The organism is Chelativorans sp. J32 (assembly GCF_000518985.1).
Taxonomy (GTDB): domain Bacteria; phylum Pseudomonadota; class Alphaproteobacteria; order Rhizobiales; family Rhizobiaceae; genus Chelativorans.
Window position 1 is genome coordinate 557162 of record NZ_JAEQ01000001.1, and the last position, 25641, is coordinate 582802.

A 25641-nucleotide genomic window follows, 5' to 3' on the forward strand; every position below is an offset into this window, starting at 1 on the left:
TGAACGGCGCGTATCGGCCATGCTGGTCACCCTCGGCTTCGCTTTCCTCGCGGGCATCATAACGGTGCTGTCGCCCTGCGTGCTGCCCCTGTTGCCGGTGATCTTGGCCACTGCTGCTCAGGAGGGGAAGGGCCGGCCAGCCGGTGTCGTGATCGGTTTCGTGGGAAGTTTCAGCCTGGCGACCCTGGCCTTGAGCTTCCTCGTCCGCTCTCTTGGCGTACCGCCCGATCTGAACCGCACGCTCGCGGCAACCATCCTGATCCTGCTCGGCTTGATCCTGGCCGTACCGCCGCTCCACAGCGCCTTCGAACGCTGGACAAGCGGGATGGCGGGCAAAGTGCCGGCCGGTAATGGCGATCCCGGTTTCATCGGGGGGTTGGCTGTCGGCGCCGGCCTTGGCCTTGCCTGGAGTCCCTGTGTCGGGCCGATCATGGCATCCGTCATCACGCTTGCCCTCAACCAGACTGTGACACTCGGGGCGGTGGCGGTCACGCTCGCCTTCTCCCTTGGGACAGCGATACCGATGGCCGCAGTCATGGCCGGAGGCAGGCGGATCGTTAAGCGGCTTTACTGGTTCCAGGCGAATGCCTCGACCATTCAGCGCGTGTTGGGGATCCTCCTGATCCTGACGGGCCTTTCCATCTTTGCCGGTTGGGATCGTGCGATCCAGGTCCAGCTTTTGACCTGGTTTCCCAATTGGGAGCAGGCGCTGACCGGCTGGGAGCCTCGGCCGGGTGGACTTTGAGCACGTGCGCGAAGCAGGCGCGTCGAAGAAAAACGTACTCTCCGCAGCAGTAAATTTGAAATAGCGCCGCTTTGAAATCTCTACTGCGCCGGTAGTCTATTCATGCTTCCACTCCTGCTGAGGTCAGATCATGTCCAAATCCGCTATCGCCACTCTTTTCGTGACCAGTTTTCTGGTGCTCCCGGGCGCTATAATACCGGGCTCCGACGCATTTCTGGCCGCCCCCGCGGCCCATGCCGAGACGCAACGCTTCCCGATCATCGTATCCGCAGAGCAGGCGAAAAAGCTGATAGCGGGTGGCGCCAAGGTAATCGACGTCCGCTCGCCGGAAGCCTACGCCAAGGGCCACATCCCCGGAGCAATCAATCTGCCCTGGCAGCGCCTCAATGTCTCGGAAAGCGACGGCATCCGCAACGAGTTTGCAGGTGATGACGTCTTCGAGAAGGAACTCAGCGCTGCCGGCATCAGCTACGGCGACACGATCCTCATCTACGACACCACAGCGCTTCCGGGCCGCGCCTACGTCGCCTTCGAATATGCCGGCTTGGGCGATAAGACGCACGTGCTCGATGGTGGCGCCGCTGCTTGGACCGACGGATTTTCGACGGAGCCGGTTGAGGTTGCCGCCACCTCCTTCAAGCTTGAACGGAAGAACGATATCCGCGTCGACAAGAACTATGTCGCAAGCAAGGTGGGGGCGGACGGTTCCATCATCATCGACGGCCGTAACGAAGATGCTTACGCCGACGGCCACATACCCGGCGCGCAGGCCGTCCCTGCCTCAAGCCTGCTGACGAAGGAAGCGACGCTCCAGTCTGAGCCTGTGTTGACGGCGCTGCTGCAATCCAAAGGCGTCACCCCCGATCGGGAAGTCGTGTCCTATTGCGGCAGCGGCGTGGCGGCTGCGAACAATTACCTGGCGCTGAAGAATCTCGGCTACACCAATGTCGTGCTCTACGATGCGAGCTGGGACGAATGGAGCCGTGATCCCCGCGCCGGTCAGCAGGTCTCGCTCGCCAATTACACCTTCGAGGATGGAGCAACGGCGGCGACGGCCGACGGCGCGCCGCAGTTCTTAAACGAGGCCGAGATCAAGGCGCTTGCGGACAATCCGGATGTGGTCATCGTGGATGTGCGCTCACCCTCGGATTATGCGGCTGGGCACATCCCCGGGGCCGTCAATGTGTTCTGGGATGCCACTTTCGATGAGGACCGCGTGCTGCTCCCGGCGGAAAAGCTGAAGGCGCTTTACGAACAGGCGGGCGTCTCTCCGGACAAGCGGGTCATTCTTTTCACCCGTGGCGGCCTGCAGCTTTCACACACCTACACCGTGCTGAACCTGCTTGGTTATCGCGACGTAGACTTCTTTACGGGCAAGTTCCAAGGCTGGGAAAACGGCGCTTTCAAACGCAGTTGACCCGAGGATGGGCCCGCATGCGCGGAGCATGCGGGCTCGTCATGTGAAAAGGACTTTCCATTCGGCATTACAGGAAATCCCTGCGCTTCGGCGTGAAGCTGTCCACCAGTCGGCCTGCCTCGACAGCCTTGACGCCATGGACCGTGTTTGACGGGACAATGAAGGAATCGCCCGCGGAGAGGATTGTCGTCCTATCCCCGATCGTTACCTCGAAGCGGCCTTCCGCCACGTAGCATGCCTGTACATGCGGATGGGAGTGAAGCGCGCCCACGCTGCCTTCCTCGAACGTGAATTCCACCAGCATCAGCTCATCTGTGTGGACGAGCACCCGGCGGCGGCTGCCGCCTCCGAGGTCAGTCCATTCGCCTTCGGCCCGCCTGGCAACGTGTTGCGTCATGAAAGTCTCCCAACTAGCTTCGACCCGCTGCGGTTTGGTCCTTCAGGCGTGTATTCCCGAGGATCCATGCCGGAACGTCAAGCGCCACCGGCGCTCCAAGGCCCTCCTATCTTGCGAGCCAACCGCCATCGACGGGGATCGTCGCGCCATGCATGTAGTCCGAGGCCGGCGCAAGCAGAAAGACAGCCGCATCGCCTATATCCTCCGGACGTCCCCAGCACCCGGCCGGAATGCGGGCCAGGATCGCGGCGCTGCGATCCGCGTCGGCGCGCAGGGCCTCGGTATTGTTGGTCTCGATATATCCCGGCGCCACCGCATTCACATTGATGCCCTTGGCCGCCCACTCGCAGGCAAGCAGCCGCGTGATGCCGAGCACGCCGTGCTTGGAGGCCGTGTAGGAGGCGACGCGGATTCCGCCCTGGAATGAAAGCATCGACGCGATGTTGACGATCTTGCCCCGCCGGCCGCCGCCGATCAGTTTCTTGCCGAAGGCCTGGCTGAGCAGGAAGAGCGTCTTGAGGTTGATATCCATGACCTCGTCCCAATCGGCTTCGGTGAAGTCGATCGCGTCTGCGCGGCGGATGATGCCCGCATTGTTGACGAGGCCGTTGATCGGCCCGTGCTCTTCCCATGCCCGGGCGAACATGGCCCGCGTCGCAGAAGCGTCGGAAAGATCGCAGGAGATCGTCGTGAACCGTACCCCCTCGGCTACGACACGTTTCGCCGTCTCCTCCATCGACGAACGGCCGACGCCGAGCACCGACCCTCCTGCGCGCGCCACCGCTACTGCAATTCCCTGGCCGATGCCGGTGTTCGCGCCAGTGATCATGATCCTCTGCCCCTCGAGACTGAAGGAGGACGTCATCGCATGGTCTCCAGCGGCACCGGATCTACATCCGTGTAGTCGACATTGTCGCCGGCCATGGCCCAGATAAAACTGTAATTCGCTGTCCCGCAGCCGGAATGGATGGACCATGGCGGCGAGATCACCGCTTCTTCATTGGCCATGATGATATGTCGCGTCTCGCTGGGCTCACCCATGAAGTGGAAGACGCGCGCGTTTTCCGGAAGGTCGAAATAAAGATAGGCTTCCATCCGCCGGTCGTGCACATGGGCTGGCATGGTGTTCCAGACCGAGCCGGTCGCAAGCGTCGTCATCCCCACGACCAACTGGCATGTCCGAGCGCCGTCGGGATGGATGAATTGGAATATGGAGCGCTCGTTCGACGTCCCCTGGCTACCCAGATCGAGGCGCTTGGCATCCCCTATGCGGATCAGTTTTGTAGGATGTTTCATATGCGCCGGGGCGCTGAGCAGATAAAATTTCGCCGGGTTGTTGCTGTTGTCCGAAGCGAATGTCACGTCGCTCCCCATCCCCACATAAAGCATATCCCGGGAGGAGAGGTGATGGCTCTCACTATCCGCCGCGATCTTGCCGGAACCTCCGATATTGACGGCGATGAGCTCGCGCCGATCCAGGAAGCCTTTCGTCCCGGCGGGCTTGATCGCCTCGAGCGTCAACGCCTCGCCGGCCGGCATGGCACCACCGACGATCATGCGGTCATAGAGCGTGTAGGTAAGGCTGATCCTGCCAGGTTGGAAAAGCCCGGAGACATGAAAATTGGCGCGCAGTTCCTCCGTCCCCATGCGTGCCGCCGCGAGCGGATCGATTGCGTGGCGGATTGAGTATTCCAGATGGGTGTCGCTCATCGCGATCTCCGCTTTTGATCTTGCTTCTGGTCATACTGCCGTGGGGTGATGCCACGGCCCGGGCGGTAGTCTGCCTGTTGACCGTTCAGGCGAGCGCGGTAGCGCTCTTGGCTGGCCGAAAGATGTTGGCGCATCGCCTGGCGGGCGGCGTCCGCATCGCCGGCGGAGATGGCCCTGAGGATGGCCAGATGCTCCACCTGAAGCTCTTCCTGATATTCGCGCGTCAGGAAGCTGTCGGCACCCCAAGGAGAGGTGACGTCGCAGGGTATGGCGCGCATGCCCAAGGCGTCCAGCACCTCGACATAAAAGGGATTATTGGTGGCCAAGGCGATGGCCCGGTGGAACTCGAAATCAGTCTTTCCCGTCGCTTCCCCCAGTTCCAGGAGGCGGTCGAACTCGAAAAAAGCCTCCTGGATGGCCGCTTCCTGAGCCCCGTTGCGACGCAGCGCGGCGAGGCCCGCACTTTCGATCTCCAATCCCATGCGCACCTCTATGACGTTCAGCGCATGCGAGATCTTGTGGTTGATTTCTGCGGTGATCAGGCTGAAGGCCAGGGCGGATCGTTCGCGTACGAACACACCTGCTCCCTGGCGCGACTCCACCAGCCCGTCGGCCGCCAGCGTCGCGATCGCCTCGCGCACGACGGTCCGGCTTACGCCGAACAGATCGGTCAGCCGGTTCTCCGTCGGAAGCTTTTCTCCCGGACGGTAGGTGCCCGAGAGGATCTGCTCCTTCACCGCAGCAACGACACGTTCGGAAAGCTTGGGCTTCCGCTGCAACCGGATATCGGCGGACGGTTGGGTGGCCATTCCTTCTCCTATTTGAACACGCTCGGCAGCCAGAGCGAAATGGCCGGCACATAAGTCACGAGCCCGAGCACCACAATCCCTGCCAGATAGAAGGGCCAGATCGAGCGCATGGCCTGCCAGACGGTGATCTTGCCTACGGCGCAGGCCACGAACTGCACGGCTCCCACCGGCGGCGTATTGAGGCCGATCCCGTAATTGAGGATCATGACCACGCCGAAATGGACCGGATCGATGCCATAGGCCTGGACCACCGGCAGGAAGATGGGCGTGGTGATGATGATGGTCGGCCCCATATCCATGAAGGTGCCGAGAAAGAGCATGAGGACGTTGAGCAGGAGCAGGATCACGAACGGGTCCTGAGAAATGCCCGTCAGGAAGTCCGTGAGCTGTGCCGGTACCCGCAAGAATGCCATCAGCCAGGAGAAGGAGGCCGCTGTGCCGATGATGAGCAGCACCATGGCCGTGGTCCGCACCGCGCCGAGTGTCGCGTGGAGGAAATTGTGCCAGCTCATCGAGCGATAGATAAGAAGCGTCACCAGAAGCGCGTAGAAGACCGCGATGCAGGAACTTTCCGTCGCGGTGAAGACGCCGGACCGCACACCGCCAAAGATGATGGCGATGAGGAGCAGTCCCGGCAGCGAGTTGATCAGCAACCAGAGGACGCGTGAAAAGCCGGGAAAAGGTTCTACGGGATACCCTCGCCGGCGGGCGACGAAATAGGCGGTCACCATGAGGACCGCGGCGAACAGCAGGCCCGGAATGATCCCGGCAGTAAACAGGTCCGCGATGGAGATCTTTCCGCCCGCCGAGATCGAATAGATGATCATGTTGTGGGATGGCGGCAGGAGAAGCGCGATAAGCGCGGCCATCGATGTGACATTGACCGCATAGTCGACACCGTACCCGCGCTGCTTCATCTGCGGAATCATCAGGCCGCCGACGGCAGCCGCTTCGGCGACTGCCGAGCCCGAGATGCCGCCGAAGAGCGTGGAGGCGGCGATGTTAACCTGGCCGAGACCTCCGCGCATGTGCCCGACAAGCGATCCCGCGAAGGCGACGATCCGTTGCGCGATAGCGCCGCGCACCATCAGGTCGCCCGCATAGATGAAGAAGGGGATGGCGAGCAGCGTGAAGACATTCATGCCTGAATTCATCTGCTGAAACACCACCAGCGGCGGCAGGCCGAGATAGAGAACGCAGGCGAAGCTCGCGATGCCCAGGCAGAACGCGATCGGCGTTCCGATCAGCATCAGGAGCGTAAAGGTGCCAAAAAGAATCCAGCTTGCCATCAGACTTCCTTCACGTCAGCGACGGACGGAACTTCGTCCTGGTCATGGACATCCTGGTCGACATCCACGCCGGACCAGCGCAGAGCGATGCGTTCGGCCGAAAACAAGAGGATGAGCACTCCGCCGACGGCCAGGGGCAGATAGCGATAAGCGCCGGAGATGCCGAGGGCCGGCATCCGTTCATCCCACTGCAACACCATGAGTTGCCAGCCGTAATAGATCATGCCGATCGCAAAGCAGATCACCATCACGTCCGAGATGGTGCGCAGGATCTTCTTGCTCCCTTTCGGCAAGACATAGAGGAGAACGTCGAAGCCGAGATGGTAATTCTCTCGCACCCCTACCGCAGCGCCAAGAAAGATGAACCAGCTCATGATCAAGATGGCCGTGAGCTCGGTCCAGCTGTTGTTCCAGTTCAGGAAGAAACGGAGGATGACCTGCCAGAGGACAATCACCGACATGATCACCAGGCCTGCGCCTGCGATATAGAGCGCGGCATTCGAAACTGCGGAAAAGACCTTGGCTGCCTTTGGAAGCTCACGGCTTTCGCCGGCCGTGGGAGCTTCGCCGATGCTGAGCGGTTCAGACATTTCGCGTCTCCTGGTTCCGGGAAGATTGGGCCGGACCTAGTCCGGCCCGCCAGACCAGGCCTTAACCTTCCGTTTCCTGGATGCGCTTGACCAGGTCCTGAAGCTCCGGCGTGTTCACATACTTCTCGTAAACCGGCTTCATGGCGTCGATGAAAGGCTGTTTTTCGGGCGTCGTGATCTGCGATCCGGCTGCTTCGACTATCTTGCGCGATTCGGCTACGCGCGCGTCCCAGAGCTCCCATTGCCGCTCCATGGACTCGCGGGCCGCCTGCTTGAAGATCTCCTGGTCTTCCGGCGTGAGCTTGTCCCAGGAGACTTTGGACATGACGAAGACTTCCGGCACGATCGTATGTTCATCGAGAGAGAAATTCTTTGCCACTTCGAAGTGCTTGGCTGATTCATAGCTCGGGAAATTGTTCTCGGCGCCGTCGATGACGCCCGTCTCGATCGCCGAATAGACCTCGCCATAGGGCATCGGGGTCGCCGAGGCGCCAAGCGCGGCCACCATGTCGACGAACACGTCCGACTGGATGACGCGGAACTTCATGCCCTTCAGGTCTTCCAGCGAGTTGACCGGTTTCGTGGAATTGTAGAAGGAGCGCGCGCCGCCGTCGTAATAGGTGAGCAGCACAACTCCATGCTGCTCGAAGCCCTTCGCGATCTCATCGCCGATCGGCCCGCTCATCACATTGCGGGCGTGCTCGGGCGAGCGAAACAGGTAGGGCAGGGAAGGGATGAGCGTCGCTGGAACGAGACTGTTCCATGGTGCCATGGAAACGCGGTTGAGATCGATCACGCCCGAGCGGACCTGCTCTATGGTGTCCGCCTCCTGGCCGAGCTGGGCGGAATGGTAGACCTCCACCTCATAGCGGCCGTCGGTGCGCTCCTTGATGAGCTCGCCGAAATATTTCACCGCCTCGACGGTTGGATAGCCGTCGGGGTGGGTGTCGGATGAGCGCAGCACCGTCTGGGCGCTCGCCATTCCCGTGAGTATGAATGCCGCGACAGTCGCGGCGGAACCAAGTTTGGCAAAACGCAACATGATCTCCTCCCGTTTGCGTTAGGCGTTATTGCTCCTCAAAGCCGATACGCCTTCTTGGCGAGCGTATAGGCAAGCTCCCCGGCCAGCTCGAAGGCTTCCTCCTCCCTCAAGCGGTGTTCCGACACGAGCCGCGCCAGGAACGCGCAGTCCACGCGCCGTGCGATGTCGTGCCGTGCTGGAATGGACGGAAAGGCGCGGGTATCGTCGTTGAAGCCGACCGTGTTGTAGAAACCCGCCGTCTCTGTCGTGAGCTCGCGGAAACGGCGCATGCCCTCCGGGCTGTCATGGAACCACCAGGCCGGTCCCAGCTTCAGTGCGGGATAGACCCCGGCCAGAGGGGCCAGCTCCCGCGAATAGGTGCTCTCGTCGAGCGTGAAGAGGATGACGGTCAGCCCCGGCTCAAGCCCAATCGCGTCGAGCATCGGTTTGAGCGCTGTCACATAGTCGGTACGGGTTGGGACGTCGAAGCCCTTGTCGCGGCCGAAACGTGCCATCATAGCCGGTGAATGATTGCGCCGGGAGCCGGGATGGATCTGCAGGACAAGCCCGTCCTCCAGGCTCATCTTCGCCATCTCCGTCAGCATTTGCGCGCGGAAGCGTCCGCGCTCGGCGGGATCGGCCTTGCCCGTGCGTACGCGGTCGAAGAGGGCCGCCGCCTCCGACGTGCTGAGATTCTCCGTCGCCGCGTCGGGATGGCCATGATCGGACGATGTGGCCCCGAACGTCTTGAAGAAGGCGCGGCGCTTGCGATGCGCGTCCAGATAGCCCTGCCAGCTGCCGGTATCCTCACCGGTGATCTCGCCCATTCGGTCGAGGTTCTTTGAAAATCCCTCGAAATCTGGATCGACCACGGCGTCCGGACGATAGGCGGTGACGACCCGGCCCCTCCAGCCGCTCTCCCTGATCCTTTTGTGCCAGGAGAGATCGTCCAGCGCGCCCTCGGTAGTGGCGATCACCTCGATGTTGAAGCGCTCGAAGAGAGCCCGCGGCCGGTAGGCCGGCTCGGCAAGCCGCTCTGATATTCTGTCGTAACTGGCGTCGGCAGTCGCGCCCGAAAGCGGCTCCTCGATCCCGAACAGTTCCGACAGCACGTAATCCATCCAGAGCCGCGTCGGCGTTCCGCGGAAGAGGTGAAAATTTTCCGCGAAGAGCCGCCAGATCCGCCGCCCGTCGGTTTCCACGGGCGTTCCGTCCAGCCTGGGAATGCCAAGCTGCTCAAGCCCGAACCCCTGGCTGAAGAGCATGCGGAAGATATAGTGATCAGGAACAATCAGGAGTTGCGCGGGATCGGGAAACGGCTCATCGAGTGCGTACCAGCGTGGGTCGGTATGCCCATGCGGGCTGATGATCGGCAGGCCCGCTACGGTTTCGTAGAGAGCGCGCGCCAACGACCGCACCGTAGGCTCGGCCGGAAAGAGCACATCACGATGGATGAGTGACATCATACCCGCCGCTCCTCCCTTCGGCCGGTTTCTTTCTTATCGCTAAGCGCGGTAAAGTTTCATGTCAACATACAAAATTCGCCAAAGTTGTATGATGAATTTGGATTGCGCGCCGTGGGCAGCCGTTGTACTTGGCGCAATGCCTGGGTTCGTAGGGAGGAGGCTTTCATGGGCCGAGAGCGGCTTTCGGAGACAACTCTTCGTCGGGCGGCAGGCTACGAATTGCCGGGTTACGACCTTTCCGAGGTGGAGCCGGGTATCGTCCATCTCGGCGTCGGCGCGTTCCACCGCGCGCATCAGGCGGCCTATATCGATAGTTGCCTGGCTGCCGGCGAACGGGGTTGGGGTATCGTAGGCGCTTCTCTCCGCAGCGCCGATACGAGGGATGCTCTCTCTCCCCAGAACGGGCTCTATACCCTTTCCATCCAGAATGCGGCGGGAGAAAATCTGCGGGTCATCGGCTCGCTGCGGCAGCTCCTTGTAGCGCCGGAGAATCCGGCGGCTCTCGTTTCGCGCATGTCCCATTCTTCGACGCGGATCGTCACTCTCACCGTCACCGAGAAAGCCTATATGCGTAACGCTGCGGGCGCTCTCGACCTCTCCCACCCGGATGTGGCATCCGATATTGCCGATCTCGCCAATCCGCGCACCGTGCACGGCTTCTTGCTGGCGGCTCTGAAGGAGCGTAGGCAGTCGGGCATTCCTCCATTCACGGTGCTCTGCTGCGACAATCTTCCTTCGAACGGGGAGACGCTGCGGGAGCTTGTGTTGCAGTTCGCGGGCGCCGCAGATGGCGAACTCGCGCGCTTCATCGAGGAGGAGGTGGCTTTTCCCTCCACAATGGTCGACCGCATCGTGCCCGCCACGACGGACGAGGACCGCCGGCGGATTTCAGCCGCTATCGGCCTCGATGACGCCTGGCCGGTGAAGACCGAGCCATTCATGCAATGGGTTGTGGAAGATCGTTTCACCCTTGGCCGGCCCGAATGGGAGCGGGCGGGCGTCACCATGGTCTCAGACGTGCGGCCTTTCGAGGAGATGAAGCTGAGACTGCTCAACGGCGCGCATTCGGGCCTGTCTTATCTCGGCCTTCTCTGCGGCCGCGAAAGCGTGTCAGAAGCGTTTACCGATCCGGCGATCCGCGGTTTCGTCGACAGGCTCTGGGCCGAGGCCATTCCCAGCCTTCCAAAGGGCGCAGGGCTCGAGCCGCAGGCTTATATCGCTGCGCTTTCGGAGCGCTTCTCCAACCCCGCGCTCGTTCACCGGACGGCACAGATCGCCAATGACGGTAGTCAGAAACTGCCTCAGCGTATCCTGGCTACTGCCCGAGCACGCCTTGCAGGGGGAGGCCAGGTCGGCCACCTCATGCTGGTCGTTGCCGCCTGGATCGCCTGCTGCCAAGCGCGCGGAAAGTCGCTTCCGGCGGGCCAGTTTACCGATCCGATGGACAGGAATCTGGAAGAAGTCCTCGCCGGCAGCCCTTCTGCCGTGGAAGCCGTCCGCCAGGTCTTCTCGATCGCCGGTTTCGATGCGGTAACGGGAGAAGCGTCAACGCAACTGGCGCAGATCGCGGGCCGCCATCTACAAAACATTCATGAAAAAGGTGCCCGGGCCGCGATCGACATGGCTTTGGAACAGGGAGCAAGTCGATGAAACAGACATGGCGCTGGTTCGGGCCGGACGATCCGGTGACACTGGCGCATGTCCGCCAGGCAGGTGCGGTGGGTGTCGTAACGGCCCTGCACCACCTGAATGACGGGAGGCCCTGGCCCGCGGAGGAGATTGCCAGGCGCAAGGCCGTGATCGAAGCCGCAGGCCTTGAATGGAGCGTGGTGGAAAGCATCGTTCTGCACGAAGCCATCAAGACGCGCACCGGTGATTATCGAGCATATATCGAGAACTATAAGAGCTCCATCCGTGCCGTGGCGGCGGCCGGTATCCCGACCGTCTGCTACAATTTCATGGCGATCACGGATTGGACGCGCACCGATCTCGATTACCCGATGCCGCATGGCGGAACTGCGCTGCGGTTCGATGCTGTGGAATTTTGCGCCTATGACGTGCTGGTTTTGAAGCGTTCCGGAGCGGAGGCCGACTATCCGGGCGAGCGCATCGATGCTGCCCGCAGGCGTCTCGCCACGATGAGCGAGAGCGATATTGCTCGTGTGGAGCGCAACCTCATCGAATGGGTGCCGGCGCGTGAATTCGTCTATGACCGCGAAAGCTTTCGCCGCATGCTGGACGTCTACCGAGATCTGACCGAGGAAGGTTTTCGCGAAAACCTCTTCGCGTTCCTGCGTGAGATCGTCCCGGTGGCAGAGGAGGCAGGTATCAAGCTCGCCATCCACCCGGACGATCCTCCTTTCCCCCTTTTCGGACTTCCGCGCGTCGTGTGCAGGGCATCCGACGCTCGCGCGCTTATCGGGGCGGTCAAGTCGCCATCCAACGGCATCACGCTGTGCACCGGTTCATACGGGGCTAACCGCGAGAACGATCTTGTCGCGATGGCGAGGGAGTTTGCGCCCGACATCCATTTTGCGCATCTGCGAAATGTGCGCCATGAGCCCGACGGCTCCTTTCATGAATCGGAGCATCTCGACGGCGATATCGATATGGTGGGAGTCGTGTACGAGCTTCTGAAGGAAGAGCGCCGCCGTGCTGAGGAGGGCCGGGCCGATGCGGTGATCCCGATGCGGCCGGATCACGGCCACGTCATCGTCGACGACATCGGCAAGAAGGTGAACCCGGGTTATTCCTGTATCGGAAGGCTGAAGGGTCTCGCCGAATTGCGCGGCGTGATGCGTGCGGTGGAGCGGTTTGCTTTTTAGGGGGCGATGAAACGAAGGGGAGGAACATGGCAACAAGGCGTATCGCAGTCGTCGGCCTGGGGATGGCGTCGACGCCACATGCCAAAAGCCTGCTCGATCTTCAGGACCGCGTGGAGGTGGTGGCTGCCTATAGCCCCACGGAAACGCGCCGAAAGGCTTTTTCGGAGCTTTGGGGCCTCCCGGTCGTTTCGGATCTGGAACCCATCTTCACCGACGAAACCATCGACGCCTTGATGGTGCTGACGCCGCCTAACAGCCATGGTGAACTTGTGCAACGTGCGGCGGAAACCGGAAAGCACGTGCTCCTCGAAAAGCCGCTGGAGATTTCGACGGAGCGCGCGCTGCACATGGTCGAGGCGGCCGAAAGGGCCGGCGTGAAGCTCGGCGTCGTTCTGCAGCATCGCTTTCGGCCGGTAAGCGTCGCTCTTGCCCGCCTCATCGAAGAAGGCAGGTTGGGCGAACTGGTCGGCGTCTCGGCCAAGCTCGCGAACTGGCGGCCCCAGAGCTATTACGACCAGCCGGGCCGAGGCACCAAGGCGCGTGATGGCGGCGGAGTCCTGCTCACGCAGGGTATCCACACGCTCGACCTCCTGATCTCGCTTGCAGGGCTTCCCGAGGAAGTGGCCGCCTATGCGGTGACCACGAAAGTCCATCGCATGGAGACCGAAGATCTTGTCGCCGGGGCGATCCGCTTCCCGAATGGTGCGATTGGCACCGTGAGCGCCACGACCTGCGCGTATCCGGGTTCCCCCGACTCGATAGAGTTCATCGGAACCAGAGGCACTGCACGCATCGAAGGTGCGTCGATGGTCGCGCAATTCCACGACGGAACGGAGATCCGGCAGGACGACGGAGTGCTTGGCGGTGGCGCCGGCGCTGACCCCATGGCTTTTCCGCACGATCATCATCGAGCGGTGCTCTCGGATTTCCTCGACGCCATCGAAGCGGGCACGCAGCCCAAAGTGAGTGGCCGCGAAGCGCTCAAGGTTCACCGCGTGATCGACGCCCTGCTGCGATCCGCTGAAACGGGCAGGCGCGAGAAGGTCGTGTAGAAGCTCCAACTTGAGGCCTTCGCAGCCAGCGGATGGCTGATAATCCTTTTGGGCTCCATCCGAAATCCATCCCCGAACATGACCGAGACACCGGTGTGGTCGGGTTCGTGGACCAGCCCGCCGGCCCCCATCTTTGCAACGAGATCAAGAATCCCGCACCCATCCTCTGGATCAGAGCGCTGACATCTGCTACACGATGGGACTGAAATCGATTTCATCGGGTTCAGTGGAGGAGAATATGATCAGAAAAACCGGAATTCTCGCCGCCGCTGCAGCGGCTTTGATGCTCTCCGCGCTTGGCGCGAAGGCGCAGGACTTCACGATCGGCCTGTCAAACGGCTGGGTGGGAAGCGAGTGGCGCACACAGATGATCGAGGAGGCCGAGGAGGCCGCCAAGAAGTGGGCCGACAAGGGCGTAAACGTCGAGGTGGTGGTTCAAAGCGCCAATGTCGACGTGCCCGGCCAGATCGCCCATGTGCGCAACTTCATCAATCAGGGCGTCGACGCCATCATCATCAACCCGAACAGCCCGACCGCCTTCGATCCGGTCTTCGCGCAGGCCAAGGAAGCCGGAATCCTGGTGATTTCGACGGATGCGGAAGTCTCTTCCCCCGATGCGATCTATGTGGGCATCGACCAGACCGCCTGGGGCGCTGCCGGCGCCAAGTGGCTCGCTGAAGCGCTCGGCGGCAAGGGCGAGGTGGTCGCCATCAACGGCGTCGCCGGCCATCCGGCCAACGAGATGCGCGTGGCGGGCTACCGCAGCGTGTTCAAGGACTATCCCGACATCAAGGTGGTGAACGAAGTCAACGCCGATTGGGACCAGGCAAAGGGCCAGCAGGCCATGCAGAACATCCTTGCCACCTATCCCAACATCAACGGCGTCTGGGTACAGGACGGCATGGCTGCGGGCGCTTGGCGCTCGATCATGGATGCCGGCAAGACAGACCAGATCGCCGCAACCGGCGAGATCCGCAAGGATTTCATCGACCTCTGGGTGGAGAACAACCTTAACTCCGGTGCTTCCGTGAACCCTCCGGGCGTAATGGCAAGCGCGCTCAACGTGGCCGTGCTCATGCTGCAGGGCAAGGAACTCAAGGAGCCGGCGACCGCGGGGCAGTATGGCAACGCCATGTATCTGCCGATCCCGTTCATCGACAGCGAGAATGTGAAGCAGGTCCATGCCGAGCTTGAAGGCAAGCCGGGCTACTACTCCTACACGAGCTCGCTTTCGATCGAAGAAGCCGAAGCGCTGTTCAAGTAAGCGATCCGAAGCGGGAGCGCGCCGACAGGTCCGCTCCCGCGTTTGATCCCAGGTACCAGCTCATGGCCAATCTCACGATCCGAGGCGCGCGGAAGGCCTATGGGGCGACGGTCGCGCTCAGCCGGGGAGACTTCGACCTGAAGGAGGGCGAAGTCCACGTTCTCATTGGCTCGAACGGCTCGGGAAAAAGCACGCTCTGCAAGATCGTCTCCGGAAGCGTGCGGCCCGATGCTGGCGAGGTGCTGATTGACGGCAAGCCGGTTTCCATCGACGGCCCGCGCGCAGCGCGCGCGCTGGGCATTGCGACCTTCTACCAGGAGCTGAGCCTCGCCGCCCACCGCACCGTGGCGGAAAATATCGGCCTACCCGAACTGCCGGGCAAGGGCGGCATCTTTGTCGATCGCGCAAGGCTGAACGCGATTGCCGAGCGTCATATCTCCCGTTTTGCGGATGTGGCCGGAGAGGGCTTCTCGGCGGATACGCGGGTTGAGCACCTGCGCGAAGACCAGCGCCAGCTGGTCGAGATCATGAAGGCGCTTGCGACCGAGGCCCCCATCCTCATCTTCGACGAACCGACCTCCTCTCTCGACCGGGCTCAGGTGGAGCGCTTCTTCGAGATCCTGCGTGAACTGAAGGCGGAGGGAAGGGCGATCGTGTTCATCTCCCACCGCATGGACGAGATTTTCTCTGTCGGCGACCGCGTAACGGTCATCCGTGACGGCGAGACGGTGGGCACGTCACAGATTTCGGAGACGAATCCCGCAAACATCATCCGTCAAATGGTCGGAGAAACCGAGCTGGCCGTGACGGAGGGCGCACCGCCCGCCACAGTGGAGGCAAAGGCCGAAGCCGTTCTGTCCGTGGCCGGTTTGAGCGGCAAGGGCTTTGCCGGTGTGAGCTTCGAGGTGCGACGGGGCGAAATCCTCGGTTTCGGCGGCCTGCACGGGCAAGGACAGTCCGCTGTGCTGCGCTCGATCTTCGGTGTCAGTCCCGCCGCTGCAGGTTCGATCCGGATCAACCGCGAAGAGCGGGCAATCCGCTCACCCCGCGAGGCGATCCGTTGCGGGCTTGCCTATGTTTCCGGCGACCGCGGGCGGGACGGAGTGGTGCACGGCCGTCCAATTCTGGAAAACGTGACGCCCATCCACTTCCTTCGCAACAGGCTTTCGCTGGTGCGTCCGGGAAGCTTGCGGGAGCGGGCGGCTAAGCCGCTCTCTGCGCTGAAGACGCGCTTTGCCGGCTACGAACAGCCGGTCAATGCGCTTTCCGGCGGCAACCAGCAGAAGATCGTCATCGCGCGCTGGCTGATCGACCGGCCGGACGTGCTGCTGCTCGACGATCCGACCAAGGGCATCGACCTTCAGGCGAAGGCGGATCTCTTTGCGCTGATCCGTTCGCTTGCGGCAGAGGGGATGGGCATCGTGCTCTACTCGTCGGAGGATGCGGAGCTGCTCGCAAATGCGGACCGTATTCTGGTCTTCAACAGCGGGTCGGTAAGCCGCGAGCTCACGGGCGCCGACCGCACCCGCTACAATCTCTATCACGCCGCATATGAGGCCGCATGATGAGCGCGGTTGAGACAAGATCTTCGTCGCGCTCTGGCCTTGGTGCACTGGTGGAGCGATTCCCATTCCTGCCGGCGCTCGTCATCCTTGTAGCGCTCCTGGCGCTCAATGGCTGGTTTCAGCCGAACAGCCTGGGCTTTCGGGCGATCACGGGGCTGATCAGCACCTATCTCGCCCTGATGATGCTCGCCGTCGCCCAGACCTATGTGGTTTATGCGGGCGATGTTGACCTCTCGGTGGGGGCGATCCTCTCGCTGGTCAATTGCGTGATCATCGTTCTCATGGAGCGCTGGGGCGGTGGCGGAGTGGCGGTGCTTGGCGCCATCGCCATCGGCATCCTGACGGGGCTCGCCTGCGGACTCCTGAACGGGATCGTTGTGGCGGTGCTCCGCCTGCAGGCGATCGTCGCCACCTTCGCCACCAGCATCTTCTTCACCGGGCTTGCGCTCTATGTGCTGCCTGTGGCAGGCACGCCGGCGCCGACGGTCTACTGGCGCACCTATGGCGGCCGGTTCTTCGAGATCCCCTTCGTCTTCTATGTGGTGGTGGCGCTTGCCATCATTCTTGCCATCGCAGTCCGCGCGCGACTGACGACACAGATGCTCGCGGTGGGCGACGATCCCTTCAAGGCCTTCCAGAGCGGCCTGCCGGTGACCGCGATCCGGCTCAAGGGCTATGTGCTCTGTGGTGTTTTCTCGGCCTTAGCGGCGCTCTGCATCACCGGTGACACGGCGAGCGGCGACCCGCTCGTGGGCGGGGCCATGACGCTCTATTCGGTAGCGGCCGTGGTTCTCGGCGGCACCGCGCTTTCCGGCGGGCGCGGCTCGGTCGTGGGATCGGTGCTCGGCGCGCTCATCATCGGCCTGATCAACTCGCTCGTATTCTATGTCGGCACGCCTTCCCAGTGGCAGAACCTCGTGCAGGGGCTGGCGATCCTCCTGGCGCTGATGCTGGGCGTGCTGGTGACGCGGAGAGTTCGGCCATGAGCGTGGAAACCGCAGGAAGGGCGGAGGCTTCGCGCTTAGCCGCGGCAAGTCTGATCCGCCAGCCGCTTCTGGTGGCGCTGATCCTGATCGTGCTCCTGCTCGCTCTGGGGGAGATGCTGTCGCCCGGCTTCGCCTCGCCGCAGCAGATCTTGCGGCTGCTCATCGTGGCCGCGCTTCTCGGCATCGTCGCCGCTGGCCAGAACCTCGTCATTCTCGGCGGCCGTGAGGGCATCGACCTTTCGGTAGGCGGCATCGTCTCGCTCAGCGCAATCATCGCGGGCAATGTGATGAACGGCTCGGATGGGGGCATCCTGCCCGCTATCCTCGCTTGTGTCGCTGCGGGGGCGCTGTTCGGCACGTTCAACGGCGTCGGCGTCACTCTGCTGCGCATCCCGCCGCTGGTGATGACGCTGGGCATGCTCGGCGTGCTGCAAGGGTTGCTCGTGGTCATCCGCCAGGGCGTCCCTTCCGGACGGGCGGCGCCGGCGCTGTCGGAATTCGTCACGCGGCCGTTCCTCCTCGGCCTCCCCGGCATCATCTGGCTCTGGGTGCTGATCGGGCTGCTCATGGCCTTTCTCTTGAGGCGTACCGTCTTCGGCTACCGCGTCTACGCCATCGGATCCAACGAACAGGCGGCGCTCCTTGCGGGCGTGCCGGTGCGGCTGATCCGCGTCTCGCTCTTCACGCTTTCCGGCGCCTTCGCAGGCCTCGCCGGGCTTTGCCTCATCGGCTATGCGGGCACGTCCTTCGCGAATGTGGGAGAGCTTTACATGCTGCCTTCCATCATCGCTGTGGTTCTCGGCGGCACTCCGCTTTCGGGGGGAAAGGGAGGCTATACCGGTACGATGGCGGGCGCCGTTCTGCTTGTGATCCTGCAAAGCATCCTCACCACCATCAATATCGAGGAGTCCGGCAGGCAGGTGATTTTCGGCCTGACGCTGCTGGTGCTGATGCTTTTCTATGGCCGTGGGCGGGCGATGCGCGCATGAGCCGAGCCCGCATCAAGGATATCGCGGCGGAGCTCGGCCTCTCGCCGGCGACGGTGTCCCGCGCGCTGAGCGACTCCGGCCTGGTGGCGGAGCCGACACGCAGCCGCGTCCGGGAGGCGGCGCAGCGCCTCAATTACCGGCCCAATGTGAGCGCGAGAAACCTGCGTACCCAGCGCTCCATGGCCGTGCTGATGGTGGTGCGCGACATCGGTAACCCCTTCTATCTCGACATCGTGAAGGGCGTGGAGGCGGCAGCCCGTGAGGCGGGCTATTCCGTCCTGATGGGCAACACGGAAAACAATGCCGAGCGTGAGGTCGAGTATTTCGACATGCTGCGCGACGGCCATGCCGATGGCATGATCCTGATCACGGGCAAGCTGCCGGATGCGGAGAGCCTGCCGGAGGCCCTGCATGATCTGCCCGTTGTGGTCGCGCTCGAACCGATCGAGGAGAGTGGCCTTCCCCATGTCATGATCGACAATATCGGGGCAGCGCGGGAGGCCGTGGAACACCTCATCAAGCTTGGCCACAAGCGCATTGCGCACATAGCGGGACCCATTCCGGAGGCCATGGCGACCTTGCGCCGGGAAGGCTATCGCAGGGCGATGCAGGGGGCGGGACTGGAGCTGCGGGCGGATTACGAGGTGATCGGCGACTATCAGCTTCCCTCAGGGGAGCGGCACTGCCGGCAGCTCTTTTCGCTCTCCGAGCCGCCCACGGCGATCTTCGTCGCGAATGATGAGATGGCTTTCGGTGCCATCAATGAGTTGAGACGTATGAGCGTCTCCGTACCGGAGGAAGTTTCGATCGTGGGCTTCGACGACATTTTTCTCAGCCAAGCCTTTTATCCGCCGCTCACCACCGTCAGCCAGCCGCGCACCGCGATCGGCCGCGAGGCCATGCGCCTGTTGCTCGAAGTGATGCATGGCGAGAGCCACACCGGCGAGATCATCATGATGCCGACGACCTTCCAGACGCGCGCCTCGACGGCGCCGCTGCGCGGCGCAAGCGCTTCGGCCCGAACGGGCGAAACCGTTTTCGGAAAGCGCCATGCATAAGTTCACTAACTTACAGCGCCGGGTGTGGTCCCCAAAGGACGCGCGGTGCTGCAACCACGGCTTGAAAACAGAGTAGAGGAGACGAACAATGACCGATCTGCCGAAGGAAAAACTCAGGATTGGATTTGTCGGCTCCGGTTTTATCGCGCAGTTCCACCTTCGCTCCATGATCGGCGTGCGGAATGTGGAGGTGACCGGCGTTTTTAGCCGCAGCGCGGAAAAGCGCAACAAGATCGTCTCCTTGGTGGACGAGCTCGGCCTAGGCACATGCAGGGCGCATGAAAGCCTGGAAAGCCTTTTTCAGGCTGATGACGTGGACGCGATATGGATTCTTTCGCCAAACCATACCCGCTTGGATGTCATGCGCCGGCTGCACGGCGAAGTGAAGGGCGGCCGCAGCCGGGTTTTCGCCGTCGCCTGTGAGAAGCCGCTTGCCCGCACGATCGCGGAGGCACGCGAGATGCTTCGGCTGGCCGAAGATGCCGGCCTCAACCATGGCTATCTGGAAAACCAGGTCTTCTGTACGCCCGTGCTGCGCGGGAAGGAAATCGTCTGGCGCCGCGCCGCTTCTACGACCGGCCGTCCGTATCTCGCGCGTGCGGCGGAAGAGCATTCCGGGCCGCACGAAGCATGGTTCTGGCAGGGCGAGCAGCAAGGCGGCGGCGTCCTCTCCGATATGATGTGCCACAGCGTGGAGGTGGCGCGCCATCTGCTCACAGCGCCCGGTGCACCGCGCAATTCGCTCAAGGTGAAGGCGGTGAACGGCACGGTCGCCACGCTCAAGTGGAGCAGGCCGCATTATGCAGACGTTCTGCGCCAGCGTTATGGGGCCGAGGTCGACTACCGCAACCGCCCCTCGGAGGATTTCGCTCGCGGCGTCGTCGAGCTGGAGGACGAGGAAGGCAACGAGCTTATGATCGAAGCCACGACCTCCTGGGCCTATGTGGGCGCGGGCTTGCGCATCCAGCTCGAATTGCTCGGTCCTGAATACGCGATGGAGTTCAATTCGCTCGGCACGGGGCTCAAGGTCTTTATGTCACGCGCCGTCACCGGTTCGGAGGGCGAGGATCTGGTCGAGAAGCAGAACGCCGAGCAGGGGCTGATGCCGGTGTTGGAGGATGAGGCGGGCGTCTACGGCTACACGGACGAGAACCGTCACATGGTCGAATGCTTCCGCAAGGGCGAGACACCGCTCGAGACCTTCCATGACGGCGTCGCCGTGGTCGAGATCCTGATGGGCCTCTACCGCTCCGCCGAGCTTGGTGAGACGGTACGCTTCCCCGCGCCGGAACTGGAGGACTACGTTCCGCCGGTGGCTCGCCCTCGAGGCTGAAACCGGCGAGACGCGCTCTCCATGCTCACTCCTCCGGGCCGAGCCTGCGGCGGATGGCGTTGTCGCGTATGTCGGCCTTGGAAAGATAATCGACCTGCTCGACCAGCACCTCGTGGACGAGCGTCTCGCCCAGGCGCGTGTTGATACTGTCACGTATCCCGTTACGCAGTGCGTCGAGATCCACGCTTTGCCGGTTCGAGAAATCGATCTGCGGATTGCCGTAGAGATAGGAATGCAACTGGTCCAGAAGCAGGATGTCGGCAGGCACCGAAAGCGCTTTCAACCGCTCCGGCTCGGCCGTGTAAACGAGGCGGATTAGAAAGTAGCCATCCACCCGGCCTTGTTTCACCACCGGTACGGACATCACCTTGGTCCGCACATAATCGAGCCCGCCGAAAAATGGCGGTGGCGGTTCAGCGCTGTTCCGCGCCTGCGACGCCTGGAACGAGTAAAACACGGCCGCCAGTGTGGCGGCGCTGATCCAGACGGCGGCGAGGACGAATTTGAACATGGCGGAGCCTATTTCGCGCCGAATTCCCGCACCGAATAGGTGCCGTCTGCTTGCGAGCGCTGGATCGCATCCTGCAGCATTGCAGCCACTTCTCCCACCGCACTGAGATGGGCGCGGATCGCCGCTTCGTTCGCGGCCAGCTTGGTCCGCAAACGCAGCATCGCAGCGCGATGATCGGCGCCCAGATCGGCTTCGCCGATGTTCTTGAATGCCTTGGTAAGCTCGTGGAGGTGCCGGCTCTTGCGGGCGTTGGACGCCTTTATGTCGAAGCGGGGATCGGCGCGTAGCGCCACGGTTTCCGCTTCGATGCTTCTTTCGATCCGCTGGAGAAGGTTGAGAAGGCCCGCGCTGCCCGCATTGGCTGAAGCGAGATCCGGCGCCTGAGTGTTTTGGATCAGATTATGCATGAACATTCCGCATAGGTTTAGACTACTTCTTTCTCTCGGCGGGTGGCACATCACCCGCCAGGGTCTTGGCGGCCTGGCGCTCGATTTCCTCCACGAGGGCCGTCGAAAGCGCAGCCTGGGTGGCTGACTCCTGCGCCTCAGGCCCCGATGAAACGCCTGCGACAGGAATTTTTCTGCCATCGACGATATAATGGTCGCCGAGGATCCGCTCGGCGATGCCGACGCCTCCGCGCCGCGCAAGCGAAGTGCCCAATTCCTGGGCAAGCAGGCTGCGCCACATCTCACCGGATAGTCCTTCCCCGAAAACGGCATCTCCCTCTTCCGGCAGCATGGAGTGCAGGAAATTCTGCAGCACCATGGCTTCGAATTGCACGAAGGGTTCAGGTCTTCCTGCACGGACGGGGCTGGCCTTACGCAGGTCGGTATGCCCGATGACCGAAGGATCTTCGAAGGGCGTTGTGCTGGCCAGCGATTGCAGGCGCGCACGCGCGGCCGCGGCCCTGTCCGGGTCTGCGGCTTTCGCCACATCAAGGAGGATATCGCCGGGAAGTGATATTGCCACGAGTTGGTCCGATCCTTTCAACATCGAATATGACAGGGGAAGCTTGCGGCAGACTTGCCCTTGGTTGGATTGCGAAGACGGCTAATCCGAAGCTCCGGGCTTCAGCCGCTGTTCGATGAACTCAAGGATTGCTTTCTCTTCGACGTTACGCTCGTGCTTTTTCAGCACCTCCCGATGAGCACGTTCCACTATGTTCGCTCGGGCATCTGCCGCCGCGATCTTCCTTGCTTCCTGGGCAGCCTTGTCTTCGTTCGCCTCTCGCCGGGCGAGCGCCTGCGCGATCCTCCGGTGGTAAAGGTCGGGGAAGAGGGCCGCCAGGCTTTCCGACGCTTCAAGGCGCCTCGCAATCTCTGTTGCTTCGCGTTCGGCAGCCGCTGCCTCCTTCAGGAAGGCCGCATGCCGGGCCTCATGCAGTTCCTTCACCCGCTTCTGCAGGGTGAGGAGCTTTGCCAATCTGCGTCGCCTGTCCATTCTTCACCGACCGATGGTTGTGGGGAAGAAGCCGTCCGCGAAGAGGGCGAGGAAGGTGCCTATGCCGAAATAAAGGAGCAGGAGTCCGCCTGCGATGACGAAGGGCAGCGAGATAAAATAGATCGGGATCTGGGGCGTGAGCTTGTTGATGAAACCGAAGGCTAGATTGATCAGGATCGCATAGGCCACGAAGGGGCTGCCGAGCCGGATCATCACGAAGAAAGCCTGGGAGAGCGTATCGGCAAGATCGGTGAGGGCCGATTGCGGGTTGAACAGCGCTTCGATGGGCGCAAGGCGATAGGAGGTCACCAGCGCCTCGATGATCGCATGGTGGAAGTCGAGGACGAAAAGCAGCATCAGCGCCGAGAAGGAGATGATCGCCGCCACGGCAGGCTGCAGTTCGTTTTCCTCGATCGCTATCCCACCCCCAGCCATCCCGAATCCGATCATGGTTGCAACAGCGGTACCGATGAATTGCACGGCAAGCACATAGAGGCGCGCCACGAGACCGATGAGCGAGCCGATCAGAATCTCCGACCCGATCAGAAGTAAGAGCGTGCCAGGCCGGTCGGAGGCGTGAGGCGCAATCACGTCCCACAAATGGGCGAGCAGTGCGAGGGACGCACCCACCGCCACGAAAAGCCTCACCTGCATAGGGACCCGCGCACTGCCGAATCCGGGCATCAGCATGAAGCAGGCCCCGACGCGGCAGAATGCGAGGAAAGCGGCGAGGACGACGGTCTCCGGCATCTGTCTTACGATATCGAGCCGAGCACCCGGATCTCCACGCCCTTGGCGATCTCCACATGGCTGAGGACGGGCAGCGTCGGGAACAGCCTTTCTATGATCATGCGCACATAGGGCCGGGCCTCGGGCGCAGTCACCAGAACGAAGCGCTCGCCGGCATCCAAATGGCTGCGAATGACCTTGGCCGCTTCCTGGCCAAACTCCTCGAGCTGGCGCGGATCGATGTCGAATTCGCGAACCTCCCCCTTCGGATCACGCTTCAGCGCTTGATGGAAGGCGAGATCCCAACGATTTCCGAGCCTGAGCACCTTGAGCACGCCTGCATCGCTCAAGTCGCCGCAAATCTGCTGCGCCATGCGGATGCGAACATGTTCGACGATTTGCTCGGTGCGGCGGATATGCGGAGCGATCTCGGCAATGGCCTCGATGATCAGATGCAGGTTGCGGATCGACACGCGTTCAGCAAGCAACAGCTTCAAGACGGCCTGCAGGCCCGGATAGGTGATGTGAGACGAGCAGATCTCGTCGGAAAGCTTGCGGTATTCCGGGTCGAGCCGTTCGATCAGCGCCTTCATGTCCTTGTAGGAGAGGAGCTGCGGCAGGTTGTTGCGGATGACCTCGGAGAGATGCGTGAGCAGCACCGACATATTGTCGGCATAGGGAAGGTGCTCGTTCTTGAGATCCTCGGCGAACATTTCCGGCACGGAATAGGCGCGCATGCCGAAAGCGGGCTCCTTTACCTCCTCGCCGGGAAGATCGGGCGCGGGCTTACCGCCAAGCAGCACCATCAATTCTCCGACGCGCAGCTGGTATTCGGCGATCACGGTGCCGTGAATCTTAATCTGGTAGCTCTTTGGCGAAATGGAATAATCGTCCGAAAGGCGCACCTCGGGCACGACGAAACCATATTGGGTGGCGAACTTCTTCCGCATCTTGTTCATGCGGAAGGCGAGTTCCTGATGCGAGGCTATGAGACGCGAGGAAAGCTGCTTGCCGATGAGAAGCTCGATCTCAGCCGTCTTCAAGGAGGACTTGACCGAGTTCTGCTCTTCCTCGGTGGCGGCCAGCTGCTGCTGTCGCTTTGCTTCCTCCGCCTCGGCGGCACGCTGTTTCTCGCGCCGGGGCAGTACATAGGCAAGGCCCGCCATCGAACCGCCTAAAACGAGGAAGGGAAGGGCAGGCAGGCCCGGCATGATGGCGAGCAGGCCGAGCAGCATCGCCGCTACGGAAAGGGCGCGTGGATATGCACTCAGCTGCCCGAACACGGCCTGGTCCGCCGAGCCGCGCGTGCCTCCCTTGGAGACGAGGAGAGCCGCGGCGAGAGAGACGATCAGGGCGGGGATTTGCGAAACGAGGCCGTCGCCCACCGACAATTTCGTAAAGACGTCGGCGGCATCGCCCAGGTTCATGCCGTGACGCGCATAGCCGATGGCGATGCCACCCACGATGTTGATGGCAGTGATGATGAGGCCGGCGATCGCATCGCCGCGCACGAATTTCGAGGCACCGTCCATGGCGCCAAAAAACGCGCTTTCCTCCTCCAGCTCACGGCGGCGGCGCTGCGCCTCCTTCTCGTCGATGATGCCCGCCGAAAGATCGGCATCGATCGACATCTGCTTGCCTGGAATGGCATCGAGCGTGAAGCGGGCGCCCACCTCCGCGATGCGGGTGGAGCCCTTGGTGATGACGACGAAATTCACCACGATCAGGATGAGGAAGACGATGAGGCCGATGACGAAATCTCCGCTCATCACGAGCTTGGAGAAACCGCCGATCACATAGCCCGCAGCATTGGTCCCCTCATGTCCCTCCGACAGGATCATGCGTGTCGTCGCGATGTTGAGCGACAAGCGCAACATGGTGGAGATGATCAGGATCGTGGGGAAGGACGAGAAGTCGAGCGGCCGCTGGATCCAGAGGGCCACCATCAGGATGAGAACGGAGAAAGCGATCGAGAAGGCAAGACCGATATCGATCAGGAATGCCGGGACGGGCAGGAAGAGCACGGAAAGGATGATGACGACGCCGATGGCGAAGCCGATATCCCGCCCGTGCCTTGCTGTCTGCTGCCCCGTGATGCCTTCGCTGATTGCCATTCGAGCCTCCATTGAAAGCGGAGACTAGCCGGTGAAGCTTGTGCGAAGGCGGACAGGGCCGGATTAGAACCCGTTCTCGATGCGCTGGAAGATTACAGTCGTGAAGGAGGAGATCTGCGCTCCGACAAAGGGACCGGAAAGCGCGACGATGAGCAGGATCGCGACGATCTTCGGCACGAAGGTGAGCGTGATTTCCTGCACCTGGGTGAGTGCCTGGACAAGCGCGATGCCGACGCCGACGACCATGGCCACGATCACTGCAGGACCGGAGGCCACAAGCACCGTCCAGATCGCATACTGGACGATGTCGAGTGCGTCGGCCTCGTTCATT

26 protein-coding genes are annotated in these 25641 nt (G+C 62.1%); 11 read left to right on the forward strand and 15 right to left on the reverse strand.

Translation table 11 applies throughout. The annotated features are described in order from the left end of the window. Positions 1–19: 19 nt before the first annotated feature. Entirely contained in the window at positions 20–745 is a 726-nt protein-coding gene (locus CHEJ32_RS0102685) for a cytochrome c biogenesis CcdA family protein (protein ID WP_028032462.1), read from the forward strand. 130 nt (positions 746–875) lie between these two features. Continuing rightward, positions 876–2162: a rhodanese-like domain-containing protein gene (locus CHEJ32_RS0102690; RefSeq protein ID WP_028032463.1), complete on the forward strand. Its 1287-nt coding sequence runs from the start codon at positions 876–878 to the stop codon at positions 2160–2162. A gap of 67 nt (positions 2163–2229) precedes the next feature. Here CHEJ32_RS0102690 and CHEJ32_RS0102695 read toward each other — a convergent pair whose 3' ends face one another. The 8 genes from CHEJ32_RS0102695 to uxaC form a co-directional block, all read right to left on the reverse strand. Then, the gene (locus CHEJ32_RS0102695; RefSeq protein WP_028032464.1) at positions 2230–2559 is read right to left on the reverse strand and encodes a cupin domain-containing protein; all 330 of its coding nucleotides are present in this window, start codon (positions 2557–2559) and stop codon (positions 2230–2232) included. Positions 2560–2665: 106 nt separating this feature from the next. Then, positions 2666–3424, reverse strand: a complete 759-nt coding sequence (gene kduD / locus CHEJ32_RS0102700) for a 2-dehydro-3-deoxy-D-gluconate 5-dehydrogenase KduD (protein WP_028032465.1) — start codon at positions 3422–3424, stop codon at positions 2666–2668. Next, complete coding sequence (gene kduI, locus CHEJ32_RS0102705) at positions 3421–4269, reverse strand: 5-dehydro-4-deoxy-D-glucuronate isomerase (RefSeq protein ID WP_028032466.1); 849 nt, start codon at positions 4267–4269, stop codon at positions 3421–3423. The genes kduD and kduI overlap by 4 nt, the downstream gene beginning before the upstream one ends. Then, positions 4266–5078 (reverse strand): FadR/GntR family transcriptional regulator, encoded by an 813-nt coding sequence (locus CHEJ32_RS23745; RefSeq protein WP_051469357.1) that lies wholly within the window; start codon positions 5076–5078, stop codon positions 4266–4268. The genes kduI and CHEJ32_RS23745 overlap by 4 nt, the downstream gene beginning before the upstream one ends. An 8-nt stretch (positions 5079–5086) precedes the next feature. Further along, on the reverse strand, positions 5087–6367 hold the full coding sequence (locus CHEJ32_RS0102715; protein WP_028032467.1) for a TRAP transporter large permease: 1281 nt from the start codon (positions 6365–6367) through the stop codon (positions 5087–5089). Beyond that, positions 6367–6957, reverse strand: a complete 591-nt coding sequence (locus CHEJ32_RS0102720) for a TRAP transporter small permease (RefSeq protein ID WP_034657710.1) — start codon at positions 6955–6957, stop codon at positions 6367–6369. The genes CHEJ32_RS0102715 and CHEJ32_RS0102720 overlap by 1 nt, the downstream gene beginning before the upstream one ends. Before the next feature lie 61 nt (positions 6958–7018). Further along, positions 7019–7999, reverse strand: coding sequence for a TRAP transporter substrate-binding protein (locus CHEJ32_RS0102725; RefSeq protein ID WP_028032469.1), 981 nt, complete (start codon positions 7997–7999; stop codon positions 7019–7021). A 35-nt stretch (positions 8000–8034) separates the two neighbouring features. Continuing rightward, the gene (gene uxaC / locus CHEJ32_RS0102730) at positions 8035–9444 is read right to left on the reverse strand and encodes a glucuronate isomerase (RefSeq protein ID WP_028032470.1); all 1410 of its coding nucleotides are present in this window, start codon (positions 9442–9444) and stop codon (positions 8035–8037) included. A gap of 165 nt (positions 9445–9609) precedes the next feature. Between uxaC and CHEJ32_RS0102735 the strand changes: the two genes are divergently transcribed. The 9 genes from CHEJ32_RS0102735 (at position 9610) to CHEJ32_RS0102775 (ending at position 20516) form a co-directional block, all read left to right on the forward strand. Continuing rightward, positions 9610–11094 (forward strand): mannitol dehydrogenase family protein, encoded by a 1485-nt coding sequence (locus tag CHEJ32_RS0102735; RefSeq protein WP_028032471.1) that lies wholly within the window; start codon positions 9610–9612, stop codon positions 11092–11094. Continuing rightward, complete coding sequence (uxuA, locus tag CHEJ32_RS0102740) at positions 11091–12269, forward strand: mannonate dehydratase (RefSeq protein WP_028032472.1); 1179 nt, start codon at positions 11091–11093, stop codon at positions 12267–12269. Before CHEJ32_RS0102735 ends, uxuA begins: the two co-directional genes overlap by 4 nt. A gap of 26 nt (positions 12270–12295) precedes the next feature. After that, entirely contained in the window at positions 12296–13321 is a 1026-nt protein-coding gene (locus CHEJ32_RS0102745; protein ID WP_028032473.1) for a Gfo/Idh/MocA family protein, read from the forward strand. 283 nt (positions 13322–13604) lie between these two features. Next, on the forward strand, positions 13605–14585 hold the full coding sequence (locus CHEJ32_RS0102750) for an ABC transporter substrate-binding protein (RefSeq protein WP_371179760.1): 981 nt from the start codon (positions 13605–13607) through the stop codon (positions 14583–14585). Positions 14586–14647: 62 nt separating this feature from the next. Beyond that, positions 14648–16150, forward strand: coding sequence for a sugar ABC transporter ATP-binding protein (locus tag CHEJ32_RS0102755; RefSeq protein ID WP_028032475.1), 1503 nt, complete (start codon positions 14648–14650; stop codon positions 16148–16150). After that, complete coding sequence (locus tag CHEJ32_RS0102760; protein WP_028032476.1) at positions 16150–17136, forward strand: ABC transporter permease; 987 nt, start codon at positions 16150–16152, stop codon at positions 17134–17136. Before CHEJ32_RS0102755 ends, CHEJ32_RS0102760 begins: the two co-directional genes overlap by 1 nt. Beyond that, positions 17133–18125 carry an ABC transporter permease gene (locus CHEJ32_RS0102765; RefSeq protein WP_034657713.1) on the forward strand — a complete coding sequence of 331 codons (993 nt, stop codon included), beginning with the start codon at positions 17133–17135 and terminating at the stop codon, positions 18123–18125. The genes CHEJ32_RS0102760 and CHEJ32_RS0102765 overlap by 4 nt, the downstream gene beginning before the upstream one ends. Beyond that, a complete protein-coding gene (locus CHEJ32_RS23750) occupies positions 18122–19183 on the forward strand; it encodes a LacI family DNA-binding transcriptional regulator (protein ID WP_051469358.1) in 1062 nt (353 codons plus the stop codon). Before CHEJ32_RS0102765 ends, CHEJ32_RS23750 begins: the two co-directional genes overlap by 4 nt. 88 nt (positions 19184–19271) lie before the next feature. Then, the gene (locus CHEJ32_RS0102775; RefSeq protein ID WP_028032478.1) at positions 19272–20516 is read left to right on the forward strand and encodes a Gfo/Idh/MocA family protein; all 1245 of its coding nucleotides are present in this window, start codon (positions 19272–19274) and stop codon (positions 20514–20516) included. 25 nt (positions 20517–20541) lie between these two features. Here the strand turns inward: CHEJ32_RS0102775 and CHEJ32_RS0102780 are convergent, their stop codons facing one another. The 7 genes from CHEJ32_RS0102780 to fliQ form a co-directional block, all read right to left on the reverse strand. Beyond that, positions 20542–21027, reverse strand: a complete 486-nt coding sequence (locus CHEJ32_RS0102780) for a hypothetical protein (RefSeq protein ID WP_028032479.1) — start codon at positions 21025–21027, stop codon at positions 20542–20544. A gap of 8 nt (positions 21028–21035) precedes the next feature. Next, on the reverse strand, positions 21036–21434 hold the full coding sequence (locus tag CHEJ32_RS0102785; protein WP_028032480.1) for a hypothetical protein: 399 nt from the start codon (positions 21432–21434) through the stop codon (positions 21036–21038). Between the two features lie 22 nt (positions 21435–21456). Then, complete coding sequence (locus CHEJ32_RS0102790; protein ID WP_028032481.1) at positions 21457–21996, reverse strand: rod-binding protein; 540 nt, start codon at positions 21994–21996, stop codon at positions 21457–21459. Between the two features lie 81 nt (positions 21997–22077). After that, a complete protein-coding gene (locus CHEJ32_RS0102795; RefSeq protein WP_245260924.1) occupies positions 22078–22449 on the reverse strand; it encodes a hypothetical protein in 372 nt (123 codons plus the stop codon). A 21-nt stretch (positions 22450–22470) separates the two neighbouring features. Next, positions 22471–23217, reverse strand: a complete 747-nt coding sequence (fliR, locus tag CHEJ32_RS0102800; RefSeq protein WP_028032483.1) for a flagellar biosynthetic protein FliR — start codon at positions 23215–23217, stop codon at positions 22471–22473. A gap of 5 nt (positions 23218–23222) precedes the next feature. Next, the gene (gene flhA / locus CHEJ32_RS0102805) at positions 23223–25310 is read right to left on the reverse strand and encodes a flagellar biosynthesis protein FlhA (protein WP_028032484.1); all 2088 of its coding nucleotides are present in this window, start codon (positions 25308–25310) and stop codon (positions 23223–23225) included. Positions 25311–25373: 63 nt separating this feature from the next. Then, complete coding sequence (gene fliQ, locus CHEJ32_RS0102810) at positions 25374–25640, reverse strand: flagellar biosynthesis protein FliQ (RefSeq protein ID WP_028032485.1); 267 nt, start codon at positions 25638–25640, stop codon at positions 25374–25376. Between the last annotated feature and the right edge of the window lies 1 nt (position 25641).

Bases quoted from the DNA above. Each gene is read 5' to 3' on its own strand.
- CHEJ32_RS0102715 (WP_028032467.1), bottom strand. From the start codon at position 6,367: ATGGCAAGCTGGATTCTTTTTGGCACCTTTACGCTCCTGATGCTGATC.
- CHEJ32_RS0102750 (WP_371179760.1), top strand. From the start codon at position 13,605: ATGCTCTCCGCGCTTGGCGCGAAGGCGCAGGACTTCACGATCGGCCTG.
- flhA (WP_028032484.1), bottom strand. From the start codon at position 25,310: ATGGCAATCAGCGAAGGCATCACGGGGCAGCAGACAGCAAGGCACGGG.
- kduD (WP_028032465.1), bottom strand. From the start codon at position 3,424: ATGACGTCCTCCTTCAGTCTCGAGGGGCAGAGGATCATGATCACTGGC.
- CHEJ32_RS0102685 (WP_028032462.1), top strand. From the start codon at position 20: ATGCTGGTCACCCTCGGCTTCGCTTTCCTCGCGGGCATCATAACGGTG.
- CHEJ32_RS0102760 (WP_028032476.1), top strand. From the start codon at position 16,150: ATGAGCGCGGTTGAGACAAGATCTTCGTCGCGCTCTGGCCTTGGTGCA.
- CHEJ32_RS23750 (WP_051469358.1), top strand. From the start codon at position 18,122: ATGAGCCGAGCCCGCATCAAGGATATCGCGGCGGAGCTCGGCCTCTCG.
- uxuA (WP_028032472.1), top strand. From the start codon at position 11,091: ATGAAACAGACATGGCGCTGGTTCGGGCCGGACGATCCGGTGACACTG.
- CHEJ32_RS0102735 (WP_028032471.1), top strand. From the start codon at position 9,610: ATGGGCCGAGAGCGGCTTTCGGAGACAACTCTTCGTCGGGCGGCAGGC.
- CHEJ32_RS0102690 (WP_028032463.1), top strand. From the start codon at position 876: ATGTCCAAATCCGCTATCGCCACTCTTTTCGTGACCAGTTTTCTGGTG.
- CHEJ32_RS0102775 (WP_028032478.1), top strand. From the start codon at position 19,272: ATGACCGATCTGCCGAAGGAAAAACTCAGGATTGGATTTGTCGGCTCC.
- CHEJ32_RS0102695 (WP_028032464.1), bottom strand. From the start codon at position 2,559: ATGACGCAACACGTTGCCAGGCGGGCCGAAGGCGAATGGACTGACCTC.
- CHEJ32_RS23745 (WP_051469357.1), bottom strand. From the start codon at position 5,078: ATGGCCACCCAACCGTCCGCCGATATCCGGTTGCAGCGGAAGCCCAAG.
- CHEJ32_RS0102725 (WP_028032469.1), bottom strand. From the start codon at position 7,999: ATGTTGCGTTTTGCCAAACTTGGTTCCGCCGCGACTGTCGCGGCATTC.
- fliQ (WP_028032485.1), bottom strand. From the start codon at position 25,640: ATGAACGAGGCCGACGCACTCGACATCGTCCAGTATGCGATCTGGACG.
- CHEJ32_RS0102785 (WP_028032480.1), bottom strand. From the start codon at position 21,434: ATGCATAATCTGATCCAAAACACTCAGGCGCCGGATCTCGCTTCAGCC.
- CHEJ32_RS0102720 (WP_034657710.1), bottom strand. From the start codon at position 6,957: ATGTCTGAACCGCTCAGCATCGGCGAAGCTCCCACGGCCGGCGAAAGC.
- CHEJ32_RS0102780 (WP_028032479.1), bottom strand. From the start codon at position 21,027: ATGTTCAAATTCGTCCTCGCCGCCGTCTGGATCAGCGCCGCCACACTG.
- fliR (WP_028032483.1), bottom strand. From the start codon at position 23,217: ATGCCGGAGACCGTCGTCCTCGCCGCTTTCCTCGCATTCTGCCGCGTC.
- uxaC (WP_028032470.1), bottom strand. From the start codon at position 9,444: ATGATGTCACTCATCCATCGTGATGTGCTCTTTCCGGCCGAGCCTACG.
- CHEJ32_RS0102765 (WP_034657713.1), top strand. From the start codon at position 17,133: ATGAGCGTGGAAACCGCAGGAAGGGCGGAGGCTTCGCGCTTAGCCGCG.
- kduI (WP_028032466.1), bottom strand. From the start codon at position 4,269: ATGAGCGACACCCATCTGGAATACTCAATCCGCCACGCAATCGATCCG.
- CHEJ32_RS0102755 (WP_028032475.1), top strand. From the start codon at position 14,648: ATGGCCAATCTCACGATCCGAGGCGCGCGGAAGGCCTATGGGGCGACG.
- CHEJ32_RS0102745 (WP_028032473.1), top strand. From the start codon at position 12,296: ATGGCAACAAGGCGTATCGCAGTCGTCGGCCTGGGGATGGCGTCGACG.